The following is a 20,226-nucleotide window of genomic DNA, read 5'->3' as shown; positions in this document are numbered from 1 at the left end:
AAACACAGCATCATCCGGCACACGTTGGTCTGGATTGACGCTGTGTTTATTTTTTTTAGGAAATATTTATGCTAAACAGGCTTCGCACGCAGGACCCTCATCGCATTCAGAACCGCCAGCAAGGTTACTCCCACATCGGCGAATACGGCCTCCCACATGAAGACAATGCCGAAGGCTCCCAGCAGCAGGAATACCGCTTTGATTCCCAAAGCAAACAAAATGTTCTGCCATACGATACGGCGTGTGCGTCTCGCGATGTAGATCGCAGAGGACAATTTGGATGGCTCATCGGTCATAATGACGATATCCGCAGCCTCGATCGCCGCATCCGAGCCCAAACCGCCCATAGCAATCCCGACATCGGCCCTTGCCAGTACGGGAGTATCATTCATGCCGTCACCGATGAAGGCAATTTTGTCCTTCCGTGCTTTTTGCCGGTCGAGCTTCTCTATCTCTTCTACTTTATGCTGCGGCAGGAGCTCGGCGTGGACTTCGTCCAGCCCAAGCCTCCGACCCACTGCCTCCCCAACGGATTTCGCATCCCCGGTGAGCATGACCGTCTTCTTAATGCCAAGCTCCTTCAAGGCACGGATCGCCTGTGCCGAATCTTCTTTAATCTCATCCGCAATGACAATATAACCCGCGTAGCTTCCGTCGATAGCTATGTGCACGACCGTTCCCGGGTCTTCAGGTATCGCGAAAGGAATCTGCTCCCGGCTCATCAGCTTTGCATTGCCAGCCAGGATCTGTTTTCCCTCAAACTGTACCTGAATGCCATGACCGGCAATTTCGTTATATTCCTGAACATCCGCCGCCTGAAGCTCCTGTCCGTAGGCTGCGCGAATAGACTCCGCAATCGGGTGAATGGAATGAATCTCGGCATAAGCCGCATAACGAAGTAGCTCCTCTCGGGTTACCCGATCGGCCGGATAAATTCCGGTTACAGTGAATGCCCCTTTCGTAAGGGTGCCTGTTTTATCAAATACGACATATTTCACATCATTCAGGGCCTCAAGGTAATTGCTGCCTTTCACAAGAATACCCTGCTTGGAGGCCGCGCCAATCCCGCCGAAGAATCCGAGCGGAATGGAGACCACCAAAGCGCAAGGACAGGAAATGACCAGGAACACCAGAGCACGGTAGACCCATTCAGAAAATGTGGCGCCGCTGATCAGCAAGGGTGGTACGATCGCCAGCAATGCGGCGACCATGACGACGACCGGCGTATAGTAGCGTGCAAACTTCGTAATAAATTGCTCGGTCGGTGCCTTCTTGCTGCTTGCGTTTTGCACCAGCTCCAAAATTTTGGAAACGGTGGATTCTCCATAGCTTTTAGTAACTTCAACGGTCAATAGCCCATTTTTGTTAATAAAGCCGCTTAATACCTCATCGCCCGGCTCGACCTCACGCGGCACGGACTCGCCAGTTAAAGCCGAAGTGTCCATGGCGGTACGGCCCCCAAGCACCTTGCCATCAAGCGGAACCCGCTCACCGGGCTTCACCACGATAATATCCCCGACACGAACCTCTTCCGGAGTCACCCGCTGTGTCTCATTCCCAATCTGCAGGTTGGCATAATCAGGACGGATATCCATCAGACTGCTGATGGATTTACGTGACCGGTTAACGGCTATGCTCTGAAACAGCTCGCCTACCTGATAGAACAGCATGACGGCCACACCTTCGGGATATTGTTGGATGATAAAAGCCCCAATGGTGGCAACAGACATTAGAAAATGCTCGTCGAACACCTGGCCCCTGACGATATTCTTAACCGCTCTAAGCACGATGTCACCGCCAACAATAAGGTAGGCGACGGCGAACAAGGCAAATTCCGCGATTCCAGTAACCGGTGCCAATAACCCGGCTCCTGTCAAGACCGCGCCCACAATCAAGCGAATGATCAGACGTTTCGTATTTTCCGCTCCATGATCATGGCTGTGTCCGTGACTGTGATCATGGTCGTGAGCATGCTCATGAGCGTGGGCATGGTTATGTCCCTGCTGCGCAGCCGAGGGACTGGCCGCTCTAGCGGCAGCTCCGCTCCCCTTTTCCACGATATGAATATGGGGTTCTAGCTGATTTACCTTTTTCTTAGCCGCTGTCACCACATTATGATCCTGCCCTTTATCCACTTCCATCGTCAGTGTCTTATTCACGAAGTTAACAGAACAATCCATTACCCCATCAATTTTCTTAACACCGTTCTCTATCTTCATGGCGCAATTCGCGCAATCCAAGCCCTCCAGTATGAGCTCTCGTTTCACCTTTTCCACCGCTGTACCCATGAGGCTTCTCCCCTTCCAGACAGCTAAAACCTATATATGAATAATTGTTCATGTGTTATGAAACCATTATATGTAGTGAAGAAGAAGATTGTCAATGCAGTATACCCATTCTGTACAAAGCTTTTACCGGACAGCAAAAAGGACAAGTCTGAAATCGTGCAGACTTGTCCTTTCTAATCATTTTCCATTAACGAGCCTCGCCCACCATTTTGGCATAGCTGGACTGGCTGACGACGCGTCGGGCTGTAACGTATCTGTTTGCATAATAAGACTCAGAGAGACTGCTGACGGTTACACCTTTGCTGCTGGAGGAATGAGCAAATTTATTATTCCCCACATAGATGCCGGCATGAGAAATGCCGCGTCCGGTTGTGTTGAAGAATACCAGGTCCCCTTCACGCAGATCTTCCTTGGCAATCGCCTCTCCAGTCTGGGCTTGCTGCTGAGAAGTACGCGGAAGGTCCAAATCAAACTTATTGAATATGTACAATATAAATCCGGAGCAATCGAAACCTGCAGTGGTCGTGCCACCGTATTGGTAAGGAGTGCCTGTAACCTCAGAAACATAGCTGTCAATTGTAGCTTCGCTGGCATATGTAGTGGCGGCCCCGGAAGTAAACAACACGGCGGCTCCAAATAACGATAAAATGACCTTTTTCAAAAATATGTTCTCCCTTCGAAGCCTACGGAGTTAGCTGAGGGTTAGGTAGAAGGTTCCCTTTACTCTCTGATGTACAAGAATAATTCACCCGGATTGGTTCCCCCGTTTTCAAAATCATTGAAATTCGGCAGTTATTAAAATTTTGTAACCTTAAACAGAGTAATATACCTGAACATGCTTTGTCAATGGAAGAAAAACCCTTATCGATAACGGATATAACGGCTATATATCAATAAAAATCACAAATCATACAAGTAACATAAAAGAAACAAAAATGTAAACATCCAATGCATAGATCAGAGCGCAGTTAAAAAAATAACGGCACCCCTTGGGCGCCGTCTTAGCATCAGCCCAGCAGGCAGGCTGTGGGCATTGCCGGAAAAGATTGCTATACTCATATCATGATTCTAAACTTTTATTTTGCTGAAAGGAGTCGATTCTATGAAAAAATACCCTCTTTGGTATAACGTTATTATAGTGGCTGTGCTGATTGCCCTGATCTGCAAACTATTTTTCTTCAAGGAATATAACATTACGCCTTATGCCTTGTTCGTCCTGTTTATAGCCATGGCCATCCGGGACTGGAAGACCGACCGCCGCTATTCTATATTTTATATCATCATAGCCGCTATATACGTCATTTTGATGCTATAGTCTCTGGACTACATCAGCAAAAAAAGAAAGCTAGGCCCTCCTGCAGGTGCTTAGCTTTCCGGCGACGATCGCGTTAAATAGTAGATCATTGCAACAGAAGGCAAAGCAATCCCTATGACTAGCGCTGCTTTCCATCCTCCAAGATTGTATGCCCATCCGCCTGCCGCAGATCCCAAAGCTCCGCCAGCAAAAAATATCGCCATGAACAAGCCGTTCAACCGGCTGCGAAATTCAGCTCCCAGGGCGAAAATGACGCGCTGGCTAAGAACCAGGTTAGCCGACACGCCCATATCCAAAAGAATGGCTGAAATGACCAGGATGGATACGGTAGTGATTGAGCGGGTATGAACCATGAAAGGCAGCACTACCGAAATAATAACAGCCGCCAATGCCAGCCCTGTGGCCGGACGAATCCAGCCTCGATCCGCAAGACGGCCTGCAATAGGCGCAGCAATCGCCCCGGATACTCCAGCAAGGGCAAACAACGCCACCTCCATTTGAGAAAAATGAAATTCAGGACTCGTTAATAACAGCGGCACTGTCGTCCAGAACAAGCTAAAGGTTCCGAACACAAAAGCATGATTAATCGCACGGCGCTGCAAGATGGGAGTTGTCTCAAGCATACGCCACATAGATCCGATAAGTCTGAGATAGGATTCATTCGTCACCGGCTGTCTGGCTGGAAGCGCCTTGGCCAGAACGAGAGCCAATATCAGGATCAATGCAGAGGACAAAACGAAAATAGCACGCCAGCCCATGAGATCTGCCACCATACTGGATATCGGGCGAGCGAGCATAATGCCCAGCAGCAAGCCGCTCATGACGTTCCCTACGACCCGGCCACGGGATTCATCCGGCGCAAGCTGCGCCGCATAGGGTACCAGAATCTGAGCCGCGACCGATCCAATCCCGATCATCATGGCCGTCAGGAGAAATAGCGAAGCGCTTTGGACCACTGCCGCAGCGATCAAAGCTAATGTAGTGAGGAGCAGAGCCCCTACGACCAGTCTCCTGTTTTCAAGAACATCCCCAAGAGGTACGATAAACAGCAGACCAATCCCATAGCCAATCTGCGTCAGGGTAACGATGAGGCCCGCTGCTCCCTGAGATAGTCCGATGGCTGAACTGATATCCCCTACCAAGGGCTGGGCATAATACAGATTAGCCACAATGATACCGCAGGAAATGGCCAGAAAGAGCGTGAGCCACGCCGGAACAGATTTTACAACCGATTGATTTCCTATTGAACTCATAATAAGGCTCCCTTACATTTTGTTGGGTTTCATTTTAAAGGAATGAACGTTCCGAAAAACCGAAAAAAATTTAGCTACAGCATTTCAATTACCGCAGCTACCATATCTTCAGCCGCTTTCCTGTCACTTTGGGATCTGGCCACAACGTTTATGCCATGATTCAAGTGAAGCAGCAGGGAAGCAAGTGTTTTGATATTCTTATCAGGGCTGATTTCACCACTCTGCTGGCCCTTTTGTAGAAGCTCATAAAACAACCGCTCGAGTTCATTCAGACTTTCCCGGGTTAATTGGTGAAACTCTGCGTGGGGAGAATCCGCAGAGACGATCGTGTTCGTCACAAGACAGCCCTTAGGATAAGCTTCATCATAGGCGCCTGCAATATGCAGGTCAAAATACTGGCGAACTCCTTCTTTGACAGATGTTGCTTGCCTCAGAAGGGTGCGTTTTTTCTCCCAGACTTTCTTATAGTGCTTGAAGGCCTCCACATAAAGCGTTTCTTTGTCCACAAACGTTTCATACATGCTCGATCTGCTGATGCCCATAGCTTTTACCAAATCGGGTATGCTGGTTGCTTCATAGCCTTTTTCCCAGAAAACGAGCATCGCTTTATGCAGCACCTGCTCATAGTCAAATTCTTTTGTGCGTCCGATGATCATCCCCTCCTTCGCTATGAACAGTATACATTTTCCGAAATGATCAGTCCAGTATTTTTTTCGGAAAGGGGCGGAGACCAATGATCAATTGATCTTTGGCCTCCTTTGGGTCATGGGGTTACATCAAATAGATACACAGAATCCGTTACGTCTACCTCAATAGCCCAATTCTCCATTTCATCACCTTGATCTATCTCGAAAATATATATCGCTTGCCCTCTTCAGCCATAAATGCTATCGGTGCAAGACCCGGAGCCTCTATCCGGCAAGGTCCTGCAGCCGTACATTCAACGACTGCCTCCGTAACCTTGGCCTCGGACCATTTGAAGCTGACCGTGAACCCCCCACGCGCGCGCAGCCCTCTGACTTCTCCCACGCCCCACTTTTGGGGCAAGGCAGGAAGCAAGCGGATCACACCGGTGTGGCTTTGCAGCAGCATCTCGGCAATGCCTGCGGTACCGCCAAAATTGCCATCAATCTGGAAAGGCGGATGATTATCGAACAGATTCGGCAGGGTAGAGTGATCGAGTAGCGCCATCACATTTTCATAGGCCTTGTCTCCATCCTGCAGCCTGGCCCAAAAATTAATGATCCAGGCCCGGCTCCAGCCGGTATGCCCGCCACCGCTGGACAATCTCCGTTCCAGCGTAACCCGTGAAGCGGCCGCAAGCTCTGGAGAAGGCTTGGTGGTAAAGGCATCGCCAGGATAAAGAGCGAATAAATGCGATATATGGCGATGCCCCGGCTCGGCCTCCTCATAGTCCTCCATCCATTCCTGAATCTGACCGTGCTTGCCGATTTTCGGCTTGGGCAGACGCTGCAGGGCTGCGGACAGCTCCGCGCCGAACTCCTGATCCCTGCCAAGAATGTCCGCGCTTTGAATGCAGGCGGCGAACAACTCCTCGATGATTTGAAAATCCATGGTAGCGCCAGCGCACAGCACACCCGTTTCACCATTTGGCAGTATGTACCGGTTCTCGGGAGAAACGGACGGGCAGGTCAACAGCCGGCCCTCCTGATCCTCGATCAAGTAATCCAGCAGGAATTCCGCCGCCTCCTTCATTGTTCCATAAGCCTGCGCCAGAAATGCCCGGTCCTGACCGTACCGGTAGTGCTCCCATAAATGCAGGCACAGCCAGGCGGCTCCCATGGGCCAGAAGGATGCCGGAAGATACGTATCCTGCGGTGCCGTATCGGCCCATATATCCGTGTTATGATGCGCCGTAAACCCACGGCAATCGTACATGACCTTTGCCGTCACCCTGCCCGGCTCTCTCATGCGCTCAATCAACTCAAACAACGGCTCATGACATTCACCCAGATTGCAGAGCTCGGCCGGCCAATAGTTCATCTGGATGTTGATATTGATCGTGTACTTGCTGCCCCATGGGGGCAGGAAGCTGTCATTCCATATTCCCTGCAGATTAGCTGGCAGTGACCCCGGACGGCTGCACGAAAGCAGCAAATACCTGCCGTAATGAAAATAGAGAGCCACCAGCCCGTGGTCCTCTTCCCCTTGACGGACAAGCTCCAGCCGTGCATCTGTAGGAAGCTGGCTTTTATCCGGCTCTGCGGGAAGCGCCAGACTGACCCTCCCGTACAGCCTCCCGTAATCGGAGACGTGCCGTTCCAGCAGCTCGGCGTATGAAATCCCGATCAAGCCGTTCAGATGCTGCTTGCAGTACTGCTCAGGGTCCTTATAACGGAAGGTGGTTCCAGCCGCAAGCAACAGGGTAAGCGAGTCCGCTCCCTCCACCAGCAAATGCTCCCCGACAGTCCGACAGCTTCCGCCTTCGCTGCTCGCCTTCAGAGCGGCGAAAAATGTGCTCCCGTCTTTCCCGCCGCACTCTCCTGTCATCACAAGACCGTTCTGCTCCCATTTCTCCGTCTTCTCTAAATATCTCCAACTCTCCCTGTCGAAGCGGGCTTTCAGTGAGATCGCCTGTTTCTTGTCCGCCGTAAGCCGAATGACAACAGCCTGATCAGGGTAGCTGGAGAAGATTTCTCTCGTGTAGGACACTTCCCCTATGCGGTAACGAATTCTGCATAGGCCCTGCTGCAGATCCAACTCACGGACGTAATCGCTGCAGTGCTGGTCATGACCGTTGAAGGTTAGCAGCAGATCACCCAACGGCAAATAATGACGCTGAGACTCGGGCAACCCCGGAAGCGCCAGAGAAGCCAGCTCCTCCGCCTCTCGCAGCCGCCCTTGCATGATCATTTCACGAAGCTGTGGCAAATGAGGGAGGGCATCCCGGTTGTTGCGATCACGCGGCCCCCCGTACCATACAGAATCCTCGTTGAGCTGAAGCCTTTCAGAACCTGTACCGCCGAAAATCATCGCTCCCAGTCGTCCGTTTCCTACAGGCAACGCCTCGTTCCATTCCACCGCAGGCTGGCTGTACCATAATCTATGCGTCTGTTCCATATCCTTCACGCTTCTCCTCTCTGGTATAAGATTCTTCTTACCCATTCGCCCCACAAATCCGGTAGCGCTTTCAAATGTATACCTCTTTATATTAGAATGCATGTCCCTTGAAGTAAATATATGTATGAAATCGCAAAATCCTACCGCACGTACAAAAACTCAGCTCCAAGGAGCTGAGTTTTAATGGGTTAGTTAGAGGGCATTTCGTTGAAGAAAGTGATGTCTTCTATCGGCAACCGGGTCGTTGGATGGCCTGGTTTGGCCGCTTTGCCGAGGGCAATCAGCATGACCGGAACGTACCGGTCGCTGATGCTGAATGCTTCTTTCAACTGAGCTTCATCATAGCCCCCCATCGGCACGGTATCGTAACCATGAGCACGCGCAACTAGCATAAGTTGGTGGGAAACAATACCACCGTCAATATAGAGGACTTTACGCAATCTTTCCGCTGGCATCGAACCATACGCCTGAATTGATCTTTCCACAAGCGCTTTAGCCGTATCTTCCGCCATATAACCACGTTTGACGGATTCATCGAAAATTTCATCGAGTTTCTTATAACCTTCCGTATCGCCCAATACAGCGATCACGGCTGCTGCCTCAGTAACCTGAGATTGATTGTAAGCGATCGGCTGCAGCTTCGCTTTCAATTCCTCCGTCTCGATCACCAGGAAACGCCATGGCTGAGCGTTACTGGAAGAAGGAGCAAGTGTCGCTTCCTTCAGCAGCTCCTTAATTTCCTCGTGGGACAAACGAACCGATTTGTCATACACACGCACCGAACGGCGCTCGCGGATGACATCAGCGAATAAGGCGGAGCTTTGACTCGTATGAGTTGAAGTTGACATTGTAAATCCTCCCTTGGACAAATACTGTTAATTAATATGCACAGTTAAAATCAAAATAAACGATCAGTTAAGCTCACGTCCGATACGGAGCAGGAGTTTATAAACACAAAAATGCTTCTGCTCCCTGAACTTAGATATAACTGCGCTATATATAACACAGTATAACCCAAAAAAATAATGACGTTTGCGGCTTGCGCCAAACTGTTGTTTATATTGCACAGTATAAAACCCCAGCAAGCCGTTGTCAACTGTCTTTTGTTCAGGTTCATCTAAAGCTGCGCTTCCAGTTGTTTGACGATATCAGCAATCGTATATTTGCTTAATACGTCGCGCATGCTGTTATCCATTTCCTGAGTAATATCCTCAAGCGCGGATTTCATGCTTTTACCGAGCGGATGTGTGCCTGCTGTCTCGATAATACCACAGGAAAGTCTGCTGTCTGCCCGAAATGCATCGTACACATCAACTAGACGAATGGACTCCGCCGGTTTCATAAGGTGGTACCCGCCGTCACGACCTTCACGGGTTCCAATAAGTCCTTTCTTGGCGAGAACGGAAAGTATACGGCGCAGCAGAGAAGGCTCCGACTGCAGAGATTTGGCGAGTTCCATGCTCGGGCAAGTTTTGACGTCCCCCTGGGATAATATAATAAGCGATTGAACAGCCAGACCGAACCATTTTGGGTGCTGAGTCGATGTACAATATTCCTGCTTCAATCTTTAGTCCCTCCCATTCGCTTACTCTTAGTTAATATGAGTAAATTGTACCGAATTCTCAGGTATGCTGCAATAGTCGATCATTTACAACAACGTTAACGTTCATATCTGTCACTTAACGTGTTTTTTTAAAAATTATGGTTAGTCATTGTTGCAAAAGCCTTCGCCTTCATTTAAGTGTCCAGATCGCTCGATTTTCGTTTTTAGATATTTCTCGTTATATTCGGAGACATCGCCCCATAACTGCACCCGATCCTCTACGTCCAGACCTGCCTTACGCAATGCATCTAATTTTCTTGGATTATTTGTGATCAATGTAACGGGTTTTGTCCGAAGGGCTTTTAAAACCTTTATCGCATCGCCATAATCACGTGAATCATCAACAAATCCAAGTCTGAGATTGGCATCCACCGTATCGTATCCGTTTTCCTGCAAAATATAGGCAAGCGCTTTGCTGAAAAGACCAATACCTCTTCCTTCATGGTTAGCCAAATAAAATACCGCCCCGTTTCCATGTTCTGCAATATGTTTCATGGATTGTTTAAGCTGATATCCGCAGTCACATCGCCTGCTGCCGAAAATATCGCCGGTATGACAAATAGAATGAAACCGGATCAGGGCATGATCGGCATCATGAAAATCACCATGAACAAGTACACTCGATTGTTGAAGCTCAGCTAAATTAGCAGATGATAATTTAGCGATAATACGCTCAAAATCTGCTGTCACCTCGTCGCAATTAAGCCAGCAGTACCACTTGAATTCAACAGTTTCCCCTAGTAAGTTAACAGGCAGTTTAATGGGGCCGACAAGATATATAGCTCCCTCGTCGGTCGTGATTAGTTTTATTTTCTCCTGTACATGCGAGAGCACTTGAGGATCCGGATTTTGATTCATGGGCATCGAAAGGACTCCTTTTATTGAAGTTTTTCAATATATCATGTCCTATCTTGCTCCAAACATGCGCGGCTATTACCGCATCACAACCATTACATAAAAGATCAGCAGCATCGCAGTTCGATTGCTGAACTCTTGATTTGACAATCTACTACGCTTGAGCAAAGTCCATAACTCCTGAAGCAGCAAAAAAACATACTACTCCAGCCAAACGTTCTGGAAGTCGATCCAACCGAGCGAGTTCAGGCTTACGCCGCGCACGGAAGGATGCATTAAGGTGCTTACCCGGCGGTGGTGCAGGAAAATCACTGTTGCCTCATCCCGAACGTGGTCTTCAATTTCCTTTAAATACTTGCGTCTTCGATCCGCAGATTCAGCCGCAACCGCCTCATCAATTCGGCCAGTGATCCATTGCTTGCGCTCTTCGTCGAAATAAGAATGCATAATACAATCCCGGTGCTGATAAGCCTCGATTTCGCATACCTCGTCTTCCGGGAAGACGAGCCCCGAAATACAAAAGTCGGCATCGGACCAAAACTCATAATCTACCGCTTCAGTGGAGATTCCCCATTCGGTAAGCCGGTTCATGATCCATAAGCCGTCCTCATTATATTTGGGATGGCAAGCAATACGAAGAATCTCCCCGGCGTAACCCGACTCTTCCAATGCCCTGCGAATGCGTTCAGGCCTGATCGGTTCAACCGTATGTGAACGGCTCGTTTCGGGACGAAACCCGAAAGCGGGCAGCACCCGTTCACCGCCAAGCTCCTCAACCATTTCTCCGGGATGAAGCATCATCTTCACCGCCCTCCGCAAGGCCTCGGACTGCTGGGGACCCTCGCGTGAAACATTCCAGGTCAACAAGGCACAGCCCTGACATAACTTTTCGATTTCCTGCCAGGCCTCCTCCTGAGAATGGGGATACAGCCGCATCGTATCCAGGCTGTGATGAACCTTTGCATTTTCATCTATGTCCAGAGCGCAATCGCCCGGTAAAATCACGATATCCACACGATCCAAATAAGGCCGCCCCTGGAAATAAGCATCAAAAGCGGCGAGCTCCATTCGTCCTGTTGTCCAGGAGATCAGCCTGAAGGCACCCGTTCCCAGCGGGAGCTCCCAATAATCCGCTTCCTCCATGCCGGTAAATCCGTGGGGAAGAATGGAAGCTGCCGCCGAACACATGAAACGGTCAAAGAACCGGTTAGGCCGACTAAGCTTCACGCGGATCGCTCGGGGGCCCATCGTCTCAATACTTGCAACTCCCCGCATCAGCCAGCTATTGGCCGTTCCGTTCTGAAGCCGTTCGAGTGTAAATTGCACGTCCCGGGAAGTAAGCTCCTGGCCATTATGGAAACGCACCCCTTTGCGCAGGTGAAACGTCCATTCCGTTGCACTGTCATTGGAGCTCCAAGCATGGGCCAGCATGGGCATAATCGAGCCCTGCTGCACATCAAATCGGAGTAACCGGTCAAAAATTTGGCGGATCAAGTGCGAATCAAACGACACCAGCAGCTCGGCGGGATCAAGCGTCAGCGGCGGTTTGGATACCGGAAACATGAGTGTATCCTGAGGATGCTGCCCTTCTCCCGCTTCCTCTTTTTTATAACCGAATTGCTTATCCAGCCACTCCAGAAACTTGGACTTCGCAAATGTTCCGGTAGCATGTACCCCGATCAGATCAAATGCCCGCTTATAATTCCCTTGTTCAGCCAGGCTTTGCGAAAACTCGATTAAATAGGCCTCTTTGTCCACCTTAAAAGCAATCTTGGACTGATTTCCCCTTCCCAGACCAGGGGACCAATCGATTAGCTGCTCACTTTGCAGCTTCTTAAGAATAAGCTTGGCATTCCGCGGGGTGCAATAAAGCACCTCGGACAACTGCTCCAGCTTCACTTCTACAGGATCTCCCAGTTCCGTATCTTTTCCGAAACGTTCGAACAGCAGCAGATATCTCTCATCCAGCAGCGTGGCTCCCCCCTTTCGCTTACATATAAAAACGTCTATCGATGTATTTTCACAGAAGAAAGACCGCATTTTCAATAAAAGAGGAAATCCGTTGGGGCAAGTATACGCTTTTTATCCCCTTTTGAATAGCACATAATGTGATTAGACAGAAAAAAACATTACGAGAACTAACGTTCGAGGAGGACCAGCATGCTGGAACAAGATTATATAAACGAAAAGTTGCTGCAATACCGCCAAGCCCGGCGGACACGGGAATACGGCTTAACCGGGGAGCCGGCACTGAGCGAAGCCGCGCCTCATCAGCTTTTCCCCGCGAAACGAACTTCATGGGTTTTATCGGTATTGGCATTGGCCGGCTTGCGAAAGAATGCGTAAGCGCCTGCTTTGAAAATTCCCCAGCAAGCAACCCCACCTGTAATTCATATGAAAGTTTATGAATCACAGGTGTTTTTCTGTTAATTAATAAAGGCACTCCCTATTTTATTGTTTTTATGAATATCTTCTGTTCCGGCTTCCACTGCAGTTTTGTAATAAAAGCATTTATGTTCGATGACCTCCATTGTCTTTTTCAGTTCCTCCATCTGTGCCTCTACAATAGCTTTTCGTTCCATAAACATGTCATATCTTTGCTGTAATGTGGCGTCTCCTTCAGAACACCAATCAATGAAATTTTTAATTTCCTTGATCGGCATTCCTGTGGATTTTAGACATTCAATTACTTTTAAAGCGGCGATATCAGATTCTTTAAACAATCGGATTCCGCTAGATGTCCGTTCCACAAAAGGCATAAGTCCCTCCCTATCGTAGTAACGCAAGGCATAGGGTGTAAGATTCAATTCTTTTGCCACTTCGCTGATCGAATAAGTTTTCATCATATATCCCCCATTCTTAATGAGTTTCAAAAACAATACGAAATTAACCGCTTGACTTAGAGTTAACTATAGGGATTAACATGGACTCGTACCATTGCAACTGTATTACCTTGAAAATATACTTTGGGAGGTTTTTTTATGATAACTGCTAAAGCACGAGCTGTCGACGGTCCGGACAAACTGTTTCGAGCGGCGGAAATTAAACGGCGGGACCTGGATACCCATGATGTCCTGATTGAAATTAAATATGCTGGCATATGCCATTCAGATATCCACACAGCTCACGGCGAATGGGGGCCAGTCAACTATCCGCTCGTACCAGGGCATGAGATCGCAGGCATTGTCACAGAGGTGGGAGCCGAAGTTACAAAGTACAAAGTTGGTGACCGGGTAGGAGTTGGCTGTATGGTTGATTCCTGTGGCGAATGTGAGAACTGCCGCAAAGGAGAGGAGCAATACTGTCTCGCAGGCAACATCCCTACCTACGCTGGTGTTGACAAATACGGCGAACCTACACAAGGGGGATATTCTACCCATATTGTCGTCACTGAGAACTTTGTCGTCCGAATTCCGGATAACATTGAGCTTGACGCGGCTGCTCCACTGCTCTGCGCAGGTATTACGACGTATTCGCCGTTAAACCACTGGGGGGCTGGTCCGGGTAAAAAAGTAGCGATTGTGGGCATGGGTGGCCTTGGTCATATGGCTGTCAAGATCGCACATGCTATGGGTGCCGAGGTGACCGTTCTCTCACAAACTTTGAATAAAAAGGACGATGGCTTGCAATTTGGCGCAGATCATTACTATGCCACCAGCGAGCCTGAAACATTCGAAAAACTTGCCGGGTACTTTGATTTGATTATTAACACAGTAAGTGCAAGTATCGGCATGGATGCTTATTTTTCACTGCTCACTCTTGACGGAACTTTAGTGAACGTCGGTGCCCCTGGGGAGCCGTTGTCCCTAAATGTCTTGTCCCTCATCGGTCATCGCCGTTCCTTTGCGGGTTCCATGATCGGAGGTATCCGTGAGACACAGGAAATGTTGGATTTCTGTGCAAAACACAATATTCTTCCGAATATCGAAGTGATATCGGCCGACCAGATTGACGATGCCTACCAACGAGTATTGGCTTCCGATGTGAAGTATAGATTCGTAATTGACATTAGCACAATGTAAGTTGTGTAAGTGATAGATTCTACAGAGACGTAAATAGCAAAATCTCCGAACCCCGCTTACCAAACAGAAAAGAAATTGGGCCGTCCTACGATATGCAGGACGGCCCATGATCTTTCAATTCAACGTCGAAATATTTACAAAAATTGGTGGATGTGATATGTTTATTTTGTAAGCGCTACCATGAGTTGATACATTATGTTATTGTTCATCCTATTTCAGATGGAAAGGAAAGATGGCAATGAAAAATGGGCTCACAAAGGCAAGCGCAATGATGCTGATATTTACTCTGCTGTTTGGTTTGTTTGGATTGATGACAGCGCCTGTTCATGCAGACACCGCACTTTTCACGATTGAAAGCGAAAACGCTCAGCTCTCCTCCGATCTTCAAGTGGTGACTGAAATTTACGGACAACCCAAGCCCGGCTTCTCCGGGAGCGGATTTGTCTGGATGCAGAATTCCGGCACAATCACTTTTACTGTGACCGTCCCGGAAACCGGCATGTATGCGATCTCCACCCGCTATATGCAAGAGCTCAGTCCTGACGGCAGGCTACAATATTTATCAGTGAATGGCGTTACCAAGGGTTCGTATATGCTGCCCTACACGACCGAGTGGTCGAATTTCGATTTTGGCTTTCATAAGCTGAAACAAGGAAGCAACACCATTCAACTGAAGGCCGGCTGGGGATTCTCCTATTTTGACACCTTCACTGTGGATTATGCTGATCTTGATCCCCTGGATGTGCAGCCTGTTCTCACCGATCCCGAGGCTACACCGGAAACGCAGACTTTGATGAATTATTTAACAGAGGTTTACGGCAACCATATAATCTCCGGCCAGCAGGAGATCTACGGGGGCGGAAATAACGGCGATTATGAGCTGGAGTTTGATTGGATTTACAACTTAACCGGAAAATATCCGGCCATTCGCGGCTTCGATTTAATGAACTATAATCCGCTCTACGGTTGGGAGGACGGCACAACCGAGCGAATGATCGATTGGGTGAATAACCGGGGCGGGATCGCGACAGCTTCCTGGCATATCAATGTGCCCCGTGATTTTACCTCCTATCAACTCGGGGAGTTTGTGGATTGGAAGGACGCCTCCTACAAGCCGACGGAAACCAATTTTAATACAGCCAATGCGGTTGTTCCCGGTACTAAAGAATATCAATACGTCATGATGACCATTGAGGATTTGGCGGAACAGCTGCAGACTCTGCAAAATAACAATGTGCCGGTCATCTTCCGTCCCTATCATGAGGCAGAGGGCAACGGCGGGTTAAATGGAGAAGGCGCGTGGTTCTGGTGGGCCTCGGCTGGCGCGGAGGTGTACAAGCAGCTGTGGGATCAACTCTATACCGAACTTACAGAGACGTACGGCTTGCATAACTTGATCTGGACCTACAACAGCTACGTGTATAACACTTCTCCCGCATGGTATCCCGGCGATGATCAGGTGGATATTGTCGGCTATGATAAATACAATACGATCTACAACCGTAATGACGGTTTGTCCGGTGTACCCAATGAGGATGCCATTACCTCGATTTTCTATCAGCTGGTAGATTTAACTGACGGCAAGAAAATGGTGGCGATGACGGAAAATGACACCGTCCCAAGCGTACAGAATCTTACAGAGGAAAAAGCAGGATGGCTCTACTTCTGCCCCTGGTATGGCGAGCATCTCATGAGTTCTGCCTTTAATTATCCGGACACTCTGAAAACGCTTTATCAAAGCAATTATGTCATCACGTTGGATGAGCTGCCCGATTTAAAGGGAGACAATCCTACCCCAAGCGCTGCGATTACGCCCGTGAATGCGACATATGATAAAGCGGAGAATCTGGGGCAGGATATTTCCGTATCCCTTACTTTAAACGGACACCAGCTTGCAAGCATAACGAATGGAAACTATACTCTTGCATCGGGCCAGGATTATACGGAATCAGGCGCTGCTGTCGTTCTGAGCAAATCCTATCTTTCCACACTGCCGCTGGGCCAGAATGCGCTAACCTTTCATTTTAGCGGAGGAAAAAACGCTGTTCTTACAGTAAATGTAGTAGACGGCGGTGTTCATCTACCTGTGGGAGACCTGACGATCCAATCCTTTAACGGCAACACAAGTGCCTCCACCAACGGAATTTCACCCAAATTTAAAGTAATCAACACCGGCGATTCGGCGATTCAGTTAAGTGACATAAAACTCCGATATTACTATACGATTGATGGGGAAAACGCACAGAGCTTCTGGTGCGACTGGGCCAGTATCGGGAGTGCGAATGTAACCAGCAAATTCGTTAAACTGGCAACTCCGGTTGCCGGAGCCGATTATGTTCTGGAAATGGGCTTTACGAGTTCGGCTGGAACACTTAATCCCGGCGAAAGCGCAGAAATTCAAGCACGGTTCTCCAAAACCAACTGGTCCAATTACAACCAGGCTAACGATTACTCATTTAAGTCTTCCAGCAGTCAGTACGTAAACAATGAACAGGTTACCGGGTATATGAACGATCAGCTTGTATGGGGGATTGAGCCGTAAGGAGATAAGAAAAAGGGTTGGATCGAGGGTTATCCCCTGCTCCAACCCTTTTCATTCGTCAGGAACACTTCTCCGTGGAAATCTTCCATCTGCAGTACAGTTCGTTTGGCGAGTGCATGGTCTGGTGTAGCGAAAAAGCTTTACCTATTTCGCTATCCTTTTGTTCTAAATATAGTTTGTTATCGCCTTCCACCTATTTTGTTAAGTATTATGGTTAATAGTTCCTCTAAGAATATATGGTACAGTTGATTCACCAGTTATTAATCCCATTAACTCACCCGGTATATGTATATATTTTCCTGCTTTTCGAGCTTCTATCCACGTAACTTCCTCAATTTCTTCTGGAAATGAGATACTGATCTCTCCTCCCACTATATTCCCTCTAAAGGTAAAGAAAATGGCATGATGGCTTACTCTTTTCATTAAATAACCACCCTTCGTGAAATAATGTAAATTATCAACAATCCGTTATTTACCATTCATTGAGATGTTTAGCGATTGATGTAATGTATAACCCAGATAATTCGGTCCAAGCAACTAACTATTACCCTAATACGGGTGCCAAACCAGCAGCAACGACCACCAAAACATCTCGCGCCATGTCTTCCGCCGATCTATATTGCGGATGTCTGCTCCACTCGACGGCCGCTCCAAATATGCCCCAGCTTGCTATCAAGGCGGTAGTCTCCACCGTCTCTCGTGAAACGAATGGTTCCGCTTGTTCGCTTAACCAGGTAAATAATAGGTCATATAGTTCCTTTTGCATTGCGGCCTCAAACAGCGTTTCATGCTGACGATCAGCTAAAGTCATATACGGACGAGTACAGAAAAGAAAATCGAAAACGATTAAAATAAGCGTTCGCAGACTCCCAATATCGGATAAAGCAGCATTAGGCAGCTCATTCTTTAGCTTCTCTTGAAATTTCTCCCTCATCCAGCTCTCAAGAAATGCAAATTTATCTTCAAAATGCGCATAGAACGTGGAGCGGTTTACGGTCGCGTAGGCCGTAATATCTTGTATGGTAATGGAAGAGACACTCTTCTTCTGCTCAAGTAATTCCATAAAAGCTTGCATCAGCAGTTGACGTGTCCGTTTCACACGTGGATCGTTTGTATTCATATGCATGTTATGTTTCTTCCTCTTTTCAATTTATATTAGTTAACATTCATTTTAGGAAAGCTAAAAGACAACAAATAAGTGCGTGTGTTGTATAAGCCACGAATGCGGTTGTTTACTGGTTGTACAGCCCAAACCGCTTAGATAAGATTAGCACAGACGGTGTAGATTATACTACACTGTCGGGTCAATCATTGGTCTAAATTGATCGTTAGTTTAGCGAGATCATATACCGGATAAACCAAGGGAGGAAGATGAAAATGGAAAACAATCCAGGAAGTAAATACGCAGGCAAGAAAGTAGTGATCACGGGAGGAAGCAGCGGGCTCGGGCTCGCGACAGCGAAGCTGCTGGCTGATGAAGGAGCACGCGTTCTAATCACCGGGCGTACCCAGGCTAAGCTCGACTCGGCTCGTGAAAAACTTGGCAACAACGCGGTTGCAGTGCTGAGCGACGCCGCGTCGTTAACGGATATCGACGAGTTGGCCGACCGGGTAAAGGCCGAGTTCGGTACGATCGACGCACTGTTCGTAAACGCCGGCATCACGCGCTTTGTCCCCTTCGAGTCGATGACCGAGGAAGTATACGACGAGTTACTTACAATCAACACCAAAGGTCCGTACTTCACCGTGCAGAAACTGACCCCGTTGCTAAACGCAGGAAGCGGCGTGGTGCTCACCACCTCTATCACGAACGTATTGGGCATCCCGATGATCAGTGCATACGCGGCTAGTAAAGCAGCACTGCGCTCCATGACCCGCAGTCTGGCCCGCGAGCTGTTGCCGCGGCAAATTCGCGTCAACGCGGTCAGCCCCGGCCCCATCGACACCGGCATCATGGACAATTCGATGCCGAAGGAAGCTGCAGAACAGGCCAAGGAGCAGCTGAGACAGCAGATCCCAATGCTGCGTTTCGGTGACCCCCTCGAGGTTGCCAAAGCAGTTGCATTCCTTGCGTTCGACGCGACATACACAACCGGAGCTGAGTTCCCCCTGGACGGAGGCGGCTCTCAGATCTAAGTTCGTGTCCGAGCTCGCGCCGTCATAATCCGGTAACACTGAGCTCAAGCAATTGAATAGTCCAGCAAACCGTTATTTCACGGTTTGCTGGACGAACACCGGAACTCCTGTACAGATAGTTTTCGGATTGAACAGAGGAAGGACGAAATCACATGACAACACCATGGACAGAAGACCACATGCCAGATCAGACCGGACGAGTGGCCATTGTAACCGGATCAAACAGCGGGATTGGTTGGGAAGCGGCGCGGGCGCTAGCCATCAAAGGGGCGACGGTCATTATGGCCTGCCGCAGTATCGCCAAAGCCAACCCTGCCGCTGACCGGATTAGGGCACTTAAGCCGTCGGGCAAGGTCATAGTAATGGCGCTCGATTTGGGCGATCTGGCGAGCGTCCACGCTTTTGCGACAGCCTTTCGCCAGAACTACCAGCGGCTTGATCTCCTGATCAACAACGCTGGCGTGGCACATCCACCTTACAGAAAGACAGCACAAGGCTTCGAGCAGCAATTTGGAATCAATCACCTGGGGCACTTTGCGCTGACCGGTTTACTGCTGGATCGGCTCAACGCGACGCCGGGCGCACGCATTGTGACCGTAAGCAGTATTTCACATCGGTCGGGAATCATTCACTTTGATAATCTGAACTGGGAGCGGAAATACAAGCCAGCACACGCCTATGCTCAGAGCAAGCTGGCCAATCTGCTGTTCACCTATGAGCTGCAGCGTCGTCTTGTTACCGCAGGCCAATCAACGCTGGCAGTAGCTGTGCATCCGGGCTGGTCAGCGACCAATGCGCTGCGACATTCCAGCTTCATGCGACGCCTGAATCCGATTTTCGCGCAGACCTCGAAAATGGGTGTCTTGCCGACCCTTTATGCGGCCACTGCGCCAGACGTCCGAGGTGGAGATTTCTTTGGGCCAAGCAGTCTCGAACTGCGCGGCTCCCCCGAGAAGGTCGCTTCGAGTACGCGCTCGCATGACGAAGCAGTCGCGCGGCGGTTGTGGACGGTTTCCGAGGAATTGACACAAGTGAAGTATGCGCTCGCGCCGGCCGCGGTATTTGATGAAGATTTACCGTGAAGAAGGCTTCCTGATTTCGATGATAAGGCCAAGTCACACCTATCATGAG

General features: G+C 49.0%; 18 protein-coding genes, 1 pseudogene and 1 riboswitch. Of the genes and pseudogenes, 6 read left to right on the top strand and 13 right to left on the bottom strand.

Annotated features, from left to right (window positions below):
- Nucleotides 1-71: 71 nt before the first annotated feature.
- Nucleotides 72-2,288 (bottom strand): heavy metal translocating P-type ATPase, encoded by a 2,217-nt coding sequence (locus OIN60_RS14505; protein ID WP_305755597.1) that lies wholly within the window; start codon nt 2,286-2,288, stop codon nt 72-74.
- Between the two features lie 187 nt (nt 2,289-2,475).
- Nucleotides 2,476-2,949 (bottom strand): C40 family peptidase, encoded by a 474-nt coding sequence (locus tag OIN60_RS14500; protein WP_305755596.1) that lies wholly within the window; start codon nt 2,947-2,949, stop codon nt 2,476-2,478.
- 4 nt (nt 2,950-2,953) lie between these two features.
- Nucleotides 2,954-3,089, bottom strand: a riboswitch (cyclic di-AMP (ydaO/yuaA leader).
- A gap of 301 nt (nt 3,090-3,390) precedes the next feature.
- On the opposite strand from OIN60_RS14500, the gene OIN60_RS14495 reads away from it, so the two are divergent.
- Entirely contained in the window at nt 3,391-3,603 is a 213-nt protein-coding gene (locus OIN60_RS14495; RefSeq protein ID WP_305755595.1) for a hypothetical protein, read from the top strand.
- Nucleotides 3,604-3,653: 50 nt separating this feature from the next.
- On the opposite strand, the gene OIN60_RS14490 is transcribed toward OIN60_RS14495, so the two are convergent.
- From OIN60_RS14490 to OIN60_RS14460, 7 genes are all read right to left on the bottom strand, one after another.
- Nucleotides 3,654-4,856 carry an MFS transporter gene (locus OIN60_RS14490; RefSeq protein WP_305755594.1) on the bottom strand — a complete coding sequence of 401 codons (1,203 nt, stop codon included), beginning with the start codon at nt 4,854-4,856 and terminating at the stop codon, nt 3,654-3,656.
- A 74-nt stretch (nt 4,857-4,930) separates the two neighbouring features.
- Entirely contained in the window at nt 4,931-5,512 is a 582-nt protein-coding gene (locus tag OIN60_RS14485; protein ID WP_305755593.1) for a TetR/AcrR family transcriptional regulator, read from the bottom strand.
- A 187-nt stretch (nt 5,513-5,699) separates the two neighbouring features.
- A complete protein-coding gene (locus tag OIN60_RS14480) occupies nt 5,700-7,937 on the bottom strand; it encodes a glycoside hydrolase family 95 protein (protein WP_305755592.1) in 2,238 nt (745 codons plus the stop codon).
- 188 nt (nt 7,938-8,125) lie between these two features.
- On the bottom strand, nt 8,126-8,785 hold the full coding sequence (locus OIN60_RS14475; protein WP_305755591.1) for a nitroreductase family protein: 660 nt from the start codon (nt 8,783-8,785) through the stop codon (nt 8,126-8,128).
- 269 nt (nt 8,786-9,054) lie between these two features.
- Nucleotides 9,055-9,501 carry an Rrf2 family transcriptional regulator gene (locus tag OIN60_RS14470; protein WP_305755590.1) on the bottom strand — a complete coding sequence of 149 codons (447 nt, stop codon included), beginning with the start codon at nt 9,499-9,501 and terminating at the stop codon, nt 9,055-9,057.
- Nucleotides 9,502-9,642: 141 nt separating this feature from the next.
- Nucleotides 9,643-10,398, bottom strand: coding sequence for a GTP cyclohydrolase II (locus OIN60_RS14465; protein WP_370872501.1), 756 nt, complete (start codon nt 10,396-10,398; stop codon nt 9,643-9,645).
- 198 nt (nt 10,399-10,596) lie between these two features.
- Nucleotides 10,597-12,435, bottom strand: a complete 1,839-nt coding sequence (locus OIN60_RS14460; RefSeq protein ID WP_305755718.1) for an SgrR family transcriptional regulator — start codon at nt 12,433-12,435, stop codon at nt 10,597-10,599.
- Nucleotides 12,436-12,555: 120 nt separating this feature from the next.
- On the opposite strand from OIN60_RS14460, the gene OIN60_RS14455 reads away from it, so the two are divergent.
- Nucleotides 12,556-12,741, top strand: a complete 186-nt coding sequence (locus OIN60_RS14455) for a hypothetical protein (protein ID WP_305755588.1) — start codon at nt 12,556-12,558, stop codon at nt 12,739-12,741.
- 80 nt (nt 12,742-12,821) lie between these two features.
- On the opposite strand, the gene OIN60_RS14450 is transcribed toward OIN60_RS14455, so the two are convergent.
- On the bottom strand, nt 12,822-13,238 hold the full coding sequence (locus OIN60_RS14450; RefSeq protein ID WP_305755717.1) for a MerR family transcriptional regulator: 417 nt from the start codon (nt 13,236-13,238) through the stop codon (nt 12,822-12,824).
- A gap of 138 nt (nt 13,239-13,376) precedes the next feature.
- Between OIN60_RS14450 and OIN60_RS14445 the strand changes: the two genes are divergently transcribed.
- Both OIN60_RS14445 and OIN60_RS14440 read left to right on the top strand, forming a co-directional pair.
- Nucleotides 13,377-14,417: an NAD(P)-dependent alcohol dehydrogenase gene (locus OIN60_RS14445; protein ID WP_305755587.1), complete on the top strand. Its 1,041-nt coding sequence runs from the start codon at nt 13,377-13,379 to the stop codon at nt 14,415-14,417.
- 238 nt (nt 14,418-14,655) lie between these two features.
- Nucleotides 14,656-16,959: a glycosyl hydrolase gene (locus OIN60_RS14440; protein ID WP_305755586.1), complete on the top strand. Its 2,304-nt coding sequence runs from the start codon at nt 14,656-14,658 to the stop codon at nt 16,957-16,959.
- Between the two features lie 44 nt (nt 16,960-17,003).
- Here OIN60_RS14440 and OIN60_RS14435 read toward each other — a convergent pair.
- The 3 genes and pseudogenes from OIN60_RS14435 to OIN60_RS14425 form a co-directional block, all read right to left on the bottom strand.
- Nucleotides 17,004-17,093: pseudogene (locus tag OIN60_RS14435) on the bottom strand (LysR family transcriptional regulator); the annotation flags it as partial.
- A gap of 67 nt (nt 17,094-17,160) precedes the next feature.
- Nucleotides 17,161-17,382 carry a hypothetical protein gene (locus OIN60_RS14430; RefSeq protein ID WP_305755585.1) on the bottom strand — a complete coding sequence of 74 codons (222 nt, stop codon included), beginning with the start codon at nt 17,380-17,382 and terminating at the stop codon, nt 17,161-17,163.
- A gap of 121 nt (nt 17,383-17,503) precedes the next feature.
- Complete coding sequence (locus tag OIN60_RS14425) at nt 17,504-18,085, bottom strand: TetR/AcrR family transcriptional regulator (protein WP_305755584.1); 582 nt, start codon at nt 18,083-18,085, stop codon at nt 17,504-17,506.
- 251 nt (nt 18,086-18,336) lie between these two features.
- Here OIN60_RS14425 and OIN60_RS14420 point away from each other — a divergent pair, with 251 nt between their 5' ends.
- Nucleotides 18,337-19,095: an SDR family oxidoreductase gene (locus tag OIN60_RS14420; RefSeq protein ID WP_305755583.1), complete on the top strand. Its 759-nt coding sequence runs from the start codon at nt 18,337-18,339 to the stop codon at nt 19,093-19,095.
- Nucleotides 19,096-19,247: 152 nt separating this feature from the next.
- On the top strand, nt 19,248-20,177 hold the full coding sequence (locus OIN60_RS14415) for an oxidoreductase (RefSeq protein WP_305755582.1): 930 nt from the start codon (nt 19,248-19,250) through the stop codon (nt 20,175-20,177).
- Nucleotides 20,178-20,226: the final 49 nt, after the last annotated feature.

It is taken from the genome of Paenibacillus zeirhizosphaerae, assembly GCF_030705605.1.
GTDB lineage: Bacteria > Bacillota > Bacilli > Paenibacillales > Paenibacillaceae > Paenibacillus > Paenibacillus zeirhizosphaerae.
This window is presented reverse-complemented; position numbering and strand designations above follow the sequence as displayed.

What these genes read in the sequence shown, in the direction of transcription:
- OIN60_RS14425 (WP_305755584.1), bottom strand. Translation starts at nt 18,085, where the DNA reads ATGCATATGAATACAAACGATCCACGTGTGAAACGGACACGTCAACTG.
- OIN60_RS14505 (WP_305755597.1), bottom strand. Translation starts at nt 2,288, where the DNA reads ATGGGTACAGCGGTGGAAAAGGTGAAACGAGAGCTCATACTGGAGGGC.
- OIN60_RS14445 (WP_305755587.1), top strand. Translation starts at nt 13,377, where the DNA reads ATGATAACTGCTAAAGCACGAGCTGTCGACGGTCCGGACAAACTGTTT.
- OIN60_RS14440 (WP_305755586.1), top strand. Translation starts at nt 14,656, where the DNA reads ATGAAAAATGGGCTCACAAAGGCAAGCGCAATGATGCTGATATTTACT.
- OIN60_RS14475 (WP_305755591.1), bottom strand. Translation starts at nt 8,785, where the DNA reads ATGTCAACTTCAACTCATACGAGTCAAAGCTCCGCCTTATTCGCTGAT.
- OIN60_RS14465 (WP_370872501.1), bottom strand. Translation starts at nt 10,398, where the DNA reads ATGAATCAAAATCCGGATCCTCAAGTGCTCTCGCATGTACAGGAGAAA.
- OIN60_RS14490 (WP_305755594.1), bottom strand. Translation starts at nt 4,856, where the DNA reads ATGAGTTCAATAGGAAATCAATCGGTTGTAAAATCTGTTCCGGCGTGG.
- OIN60_RS14495 (WP_305755595.1), top strand. Translation starts at nt 3,391, where the DNA reads ATGAAAAAATACCCTCTTTGGTATAACGTTATTATAGTGGCTGTGCTG.
- OIN60_RS14460 (WP_305755718.1), bottom strand. Translation starts at nt 12,435, where the DNA reads ATGCGGTCTTTCTTCTGTGAAAATACATCGATAGACGTTTTTATATGT.
- OIN60_RS14450 (WP_305755717.1), bottom strand. Translation starts at nt 13,238, where the DNA reads ATGAAAACTTATTCGATCAGCGAAGTGGCAAAAGAATTGAATCTTACA.
- OIN60_RS14455 (WP_305755588.1), top strand. Translation starts at nt 12,556, where the DNA reads ATGCTGGAACAAGATTATATAAACGAAAAGTTGCTGCAATACCGCCAA.
- OIN60_RS14480 (WP_305755592.1), bottom strand. Translation starts at nt 7,937, where the DNA reads ATGGAACAGACGCATAGATTATGGTACAGCCAGCCTGCGGTGGAATGG.
- OIN60_RS14430 (WP_305755585.1), bottom strand. Translation starts at nt 17,382, where the DNA reads ATGAAAAGAGTAAGCCATCATGCCATTTTCTTTACCTTTAGAGGGAAT.
- OIN60_RS14415 (WP_305755582.1), top strand. Translation starts at nt 19,248, where the DNA reads ATGACAACACCATGGACAGAAGACCACATGCCAGATCAGACCGGACGA.
- OIN60_RS14485 (WP_305755593.1), bottom strand. Translation starts at nt 5,512, where the DNA reads ATGATCATCGGACGCACAAAAGAATTTGACTATGAGCAGGTGCTGCAT.
- OIN60_RS14420 (WP_305755583.1), top strand. Translation starts at nt 18,337, where the DNA reads ATGGAAAACAATCCAGGAAGTAAATACGCAGGCAAGAAAGTAGTGATC.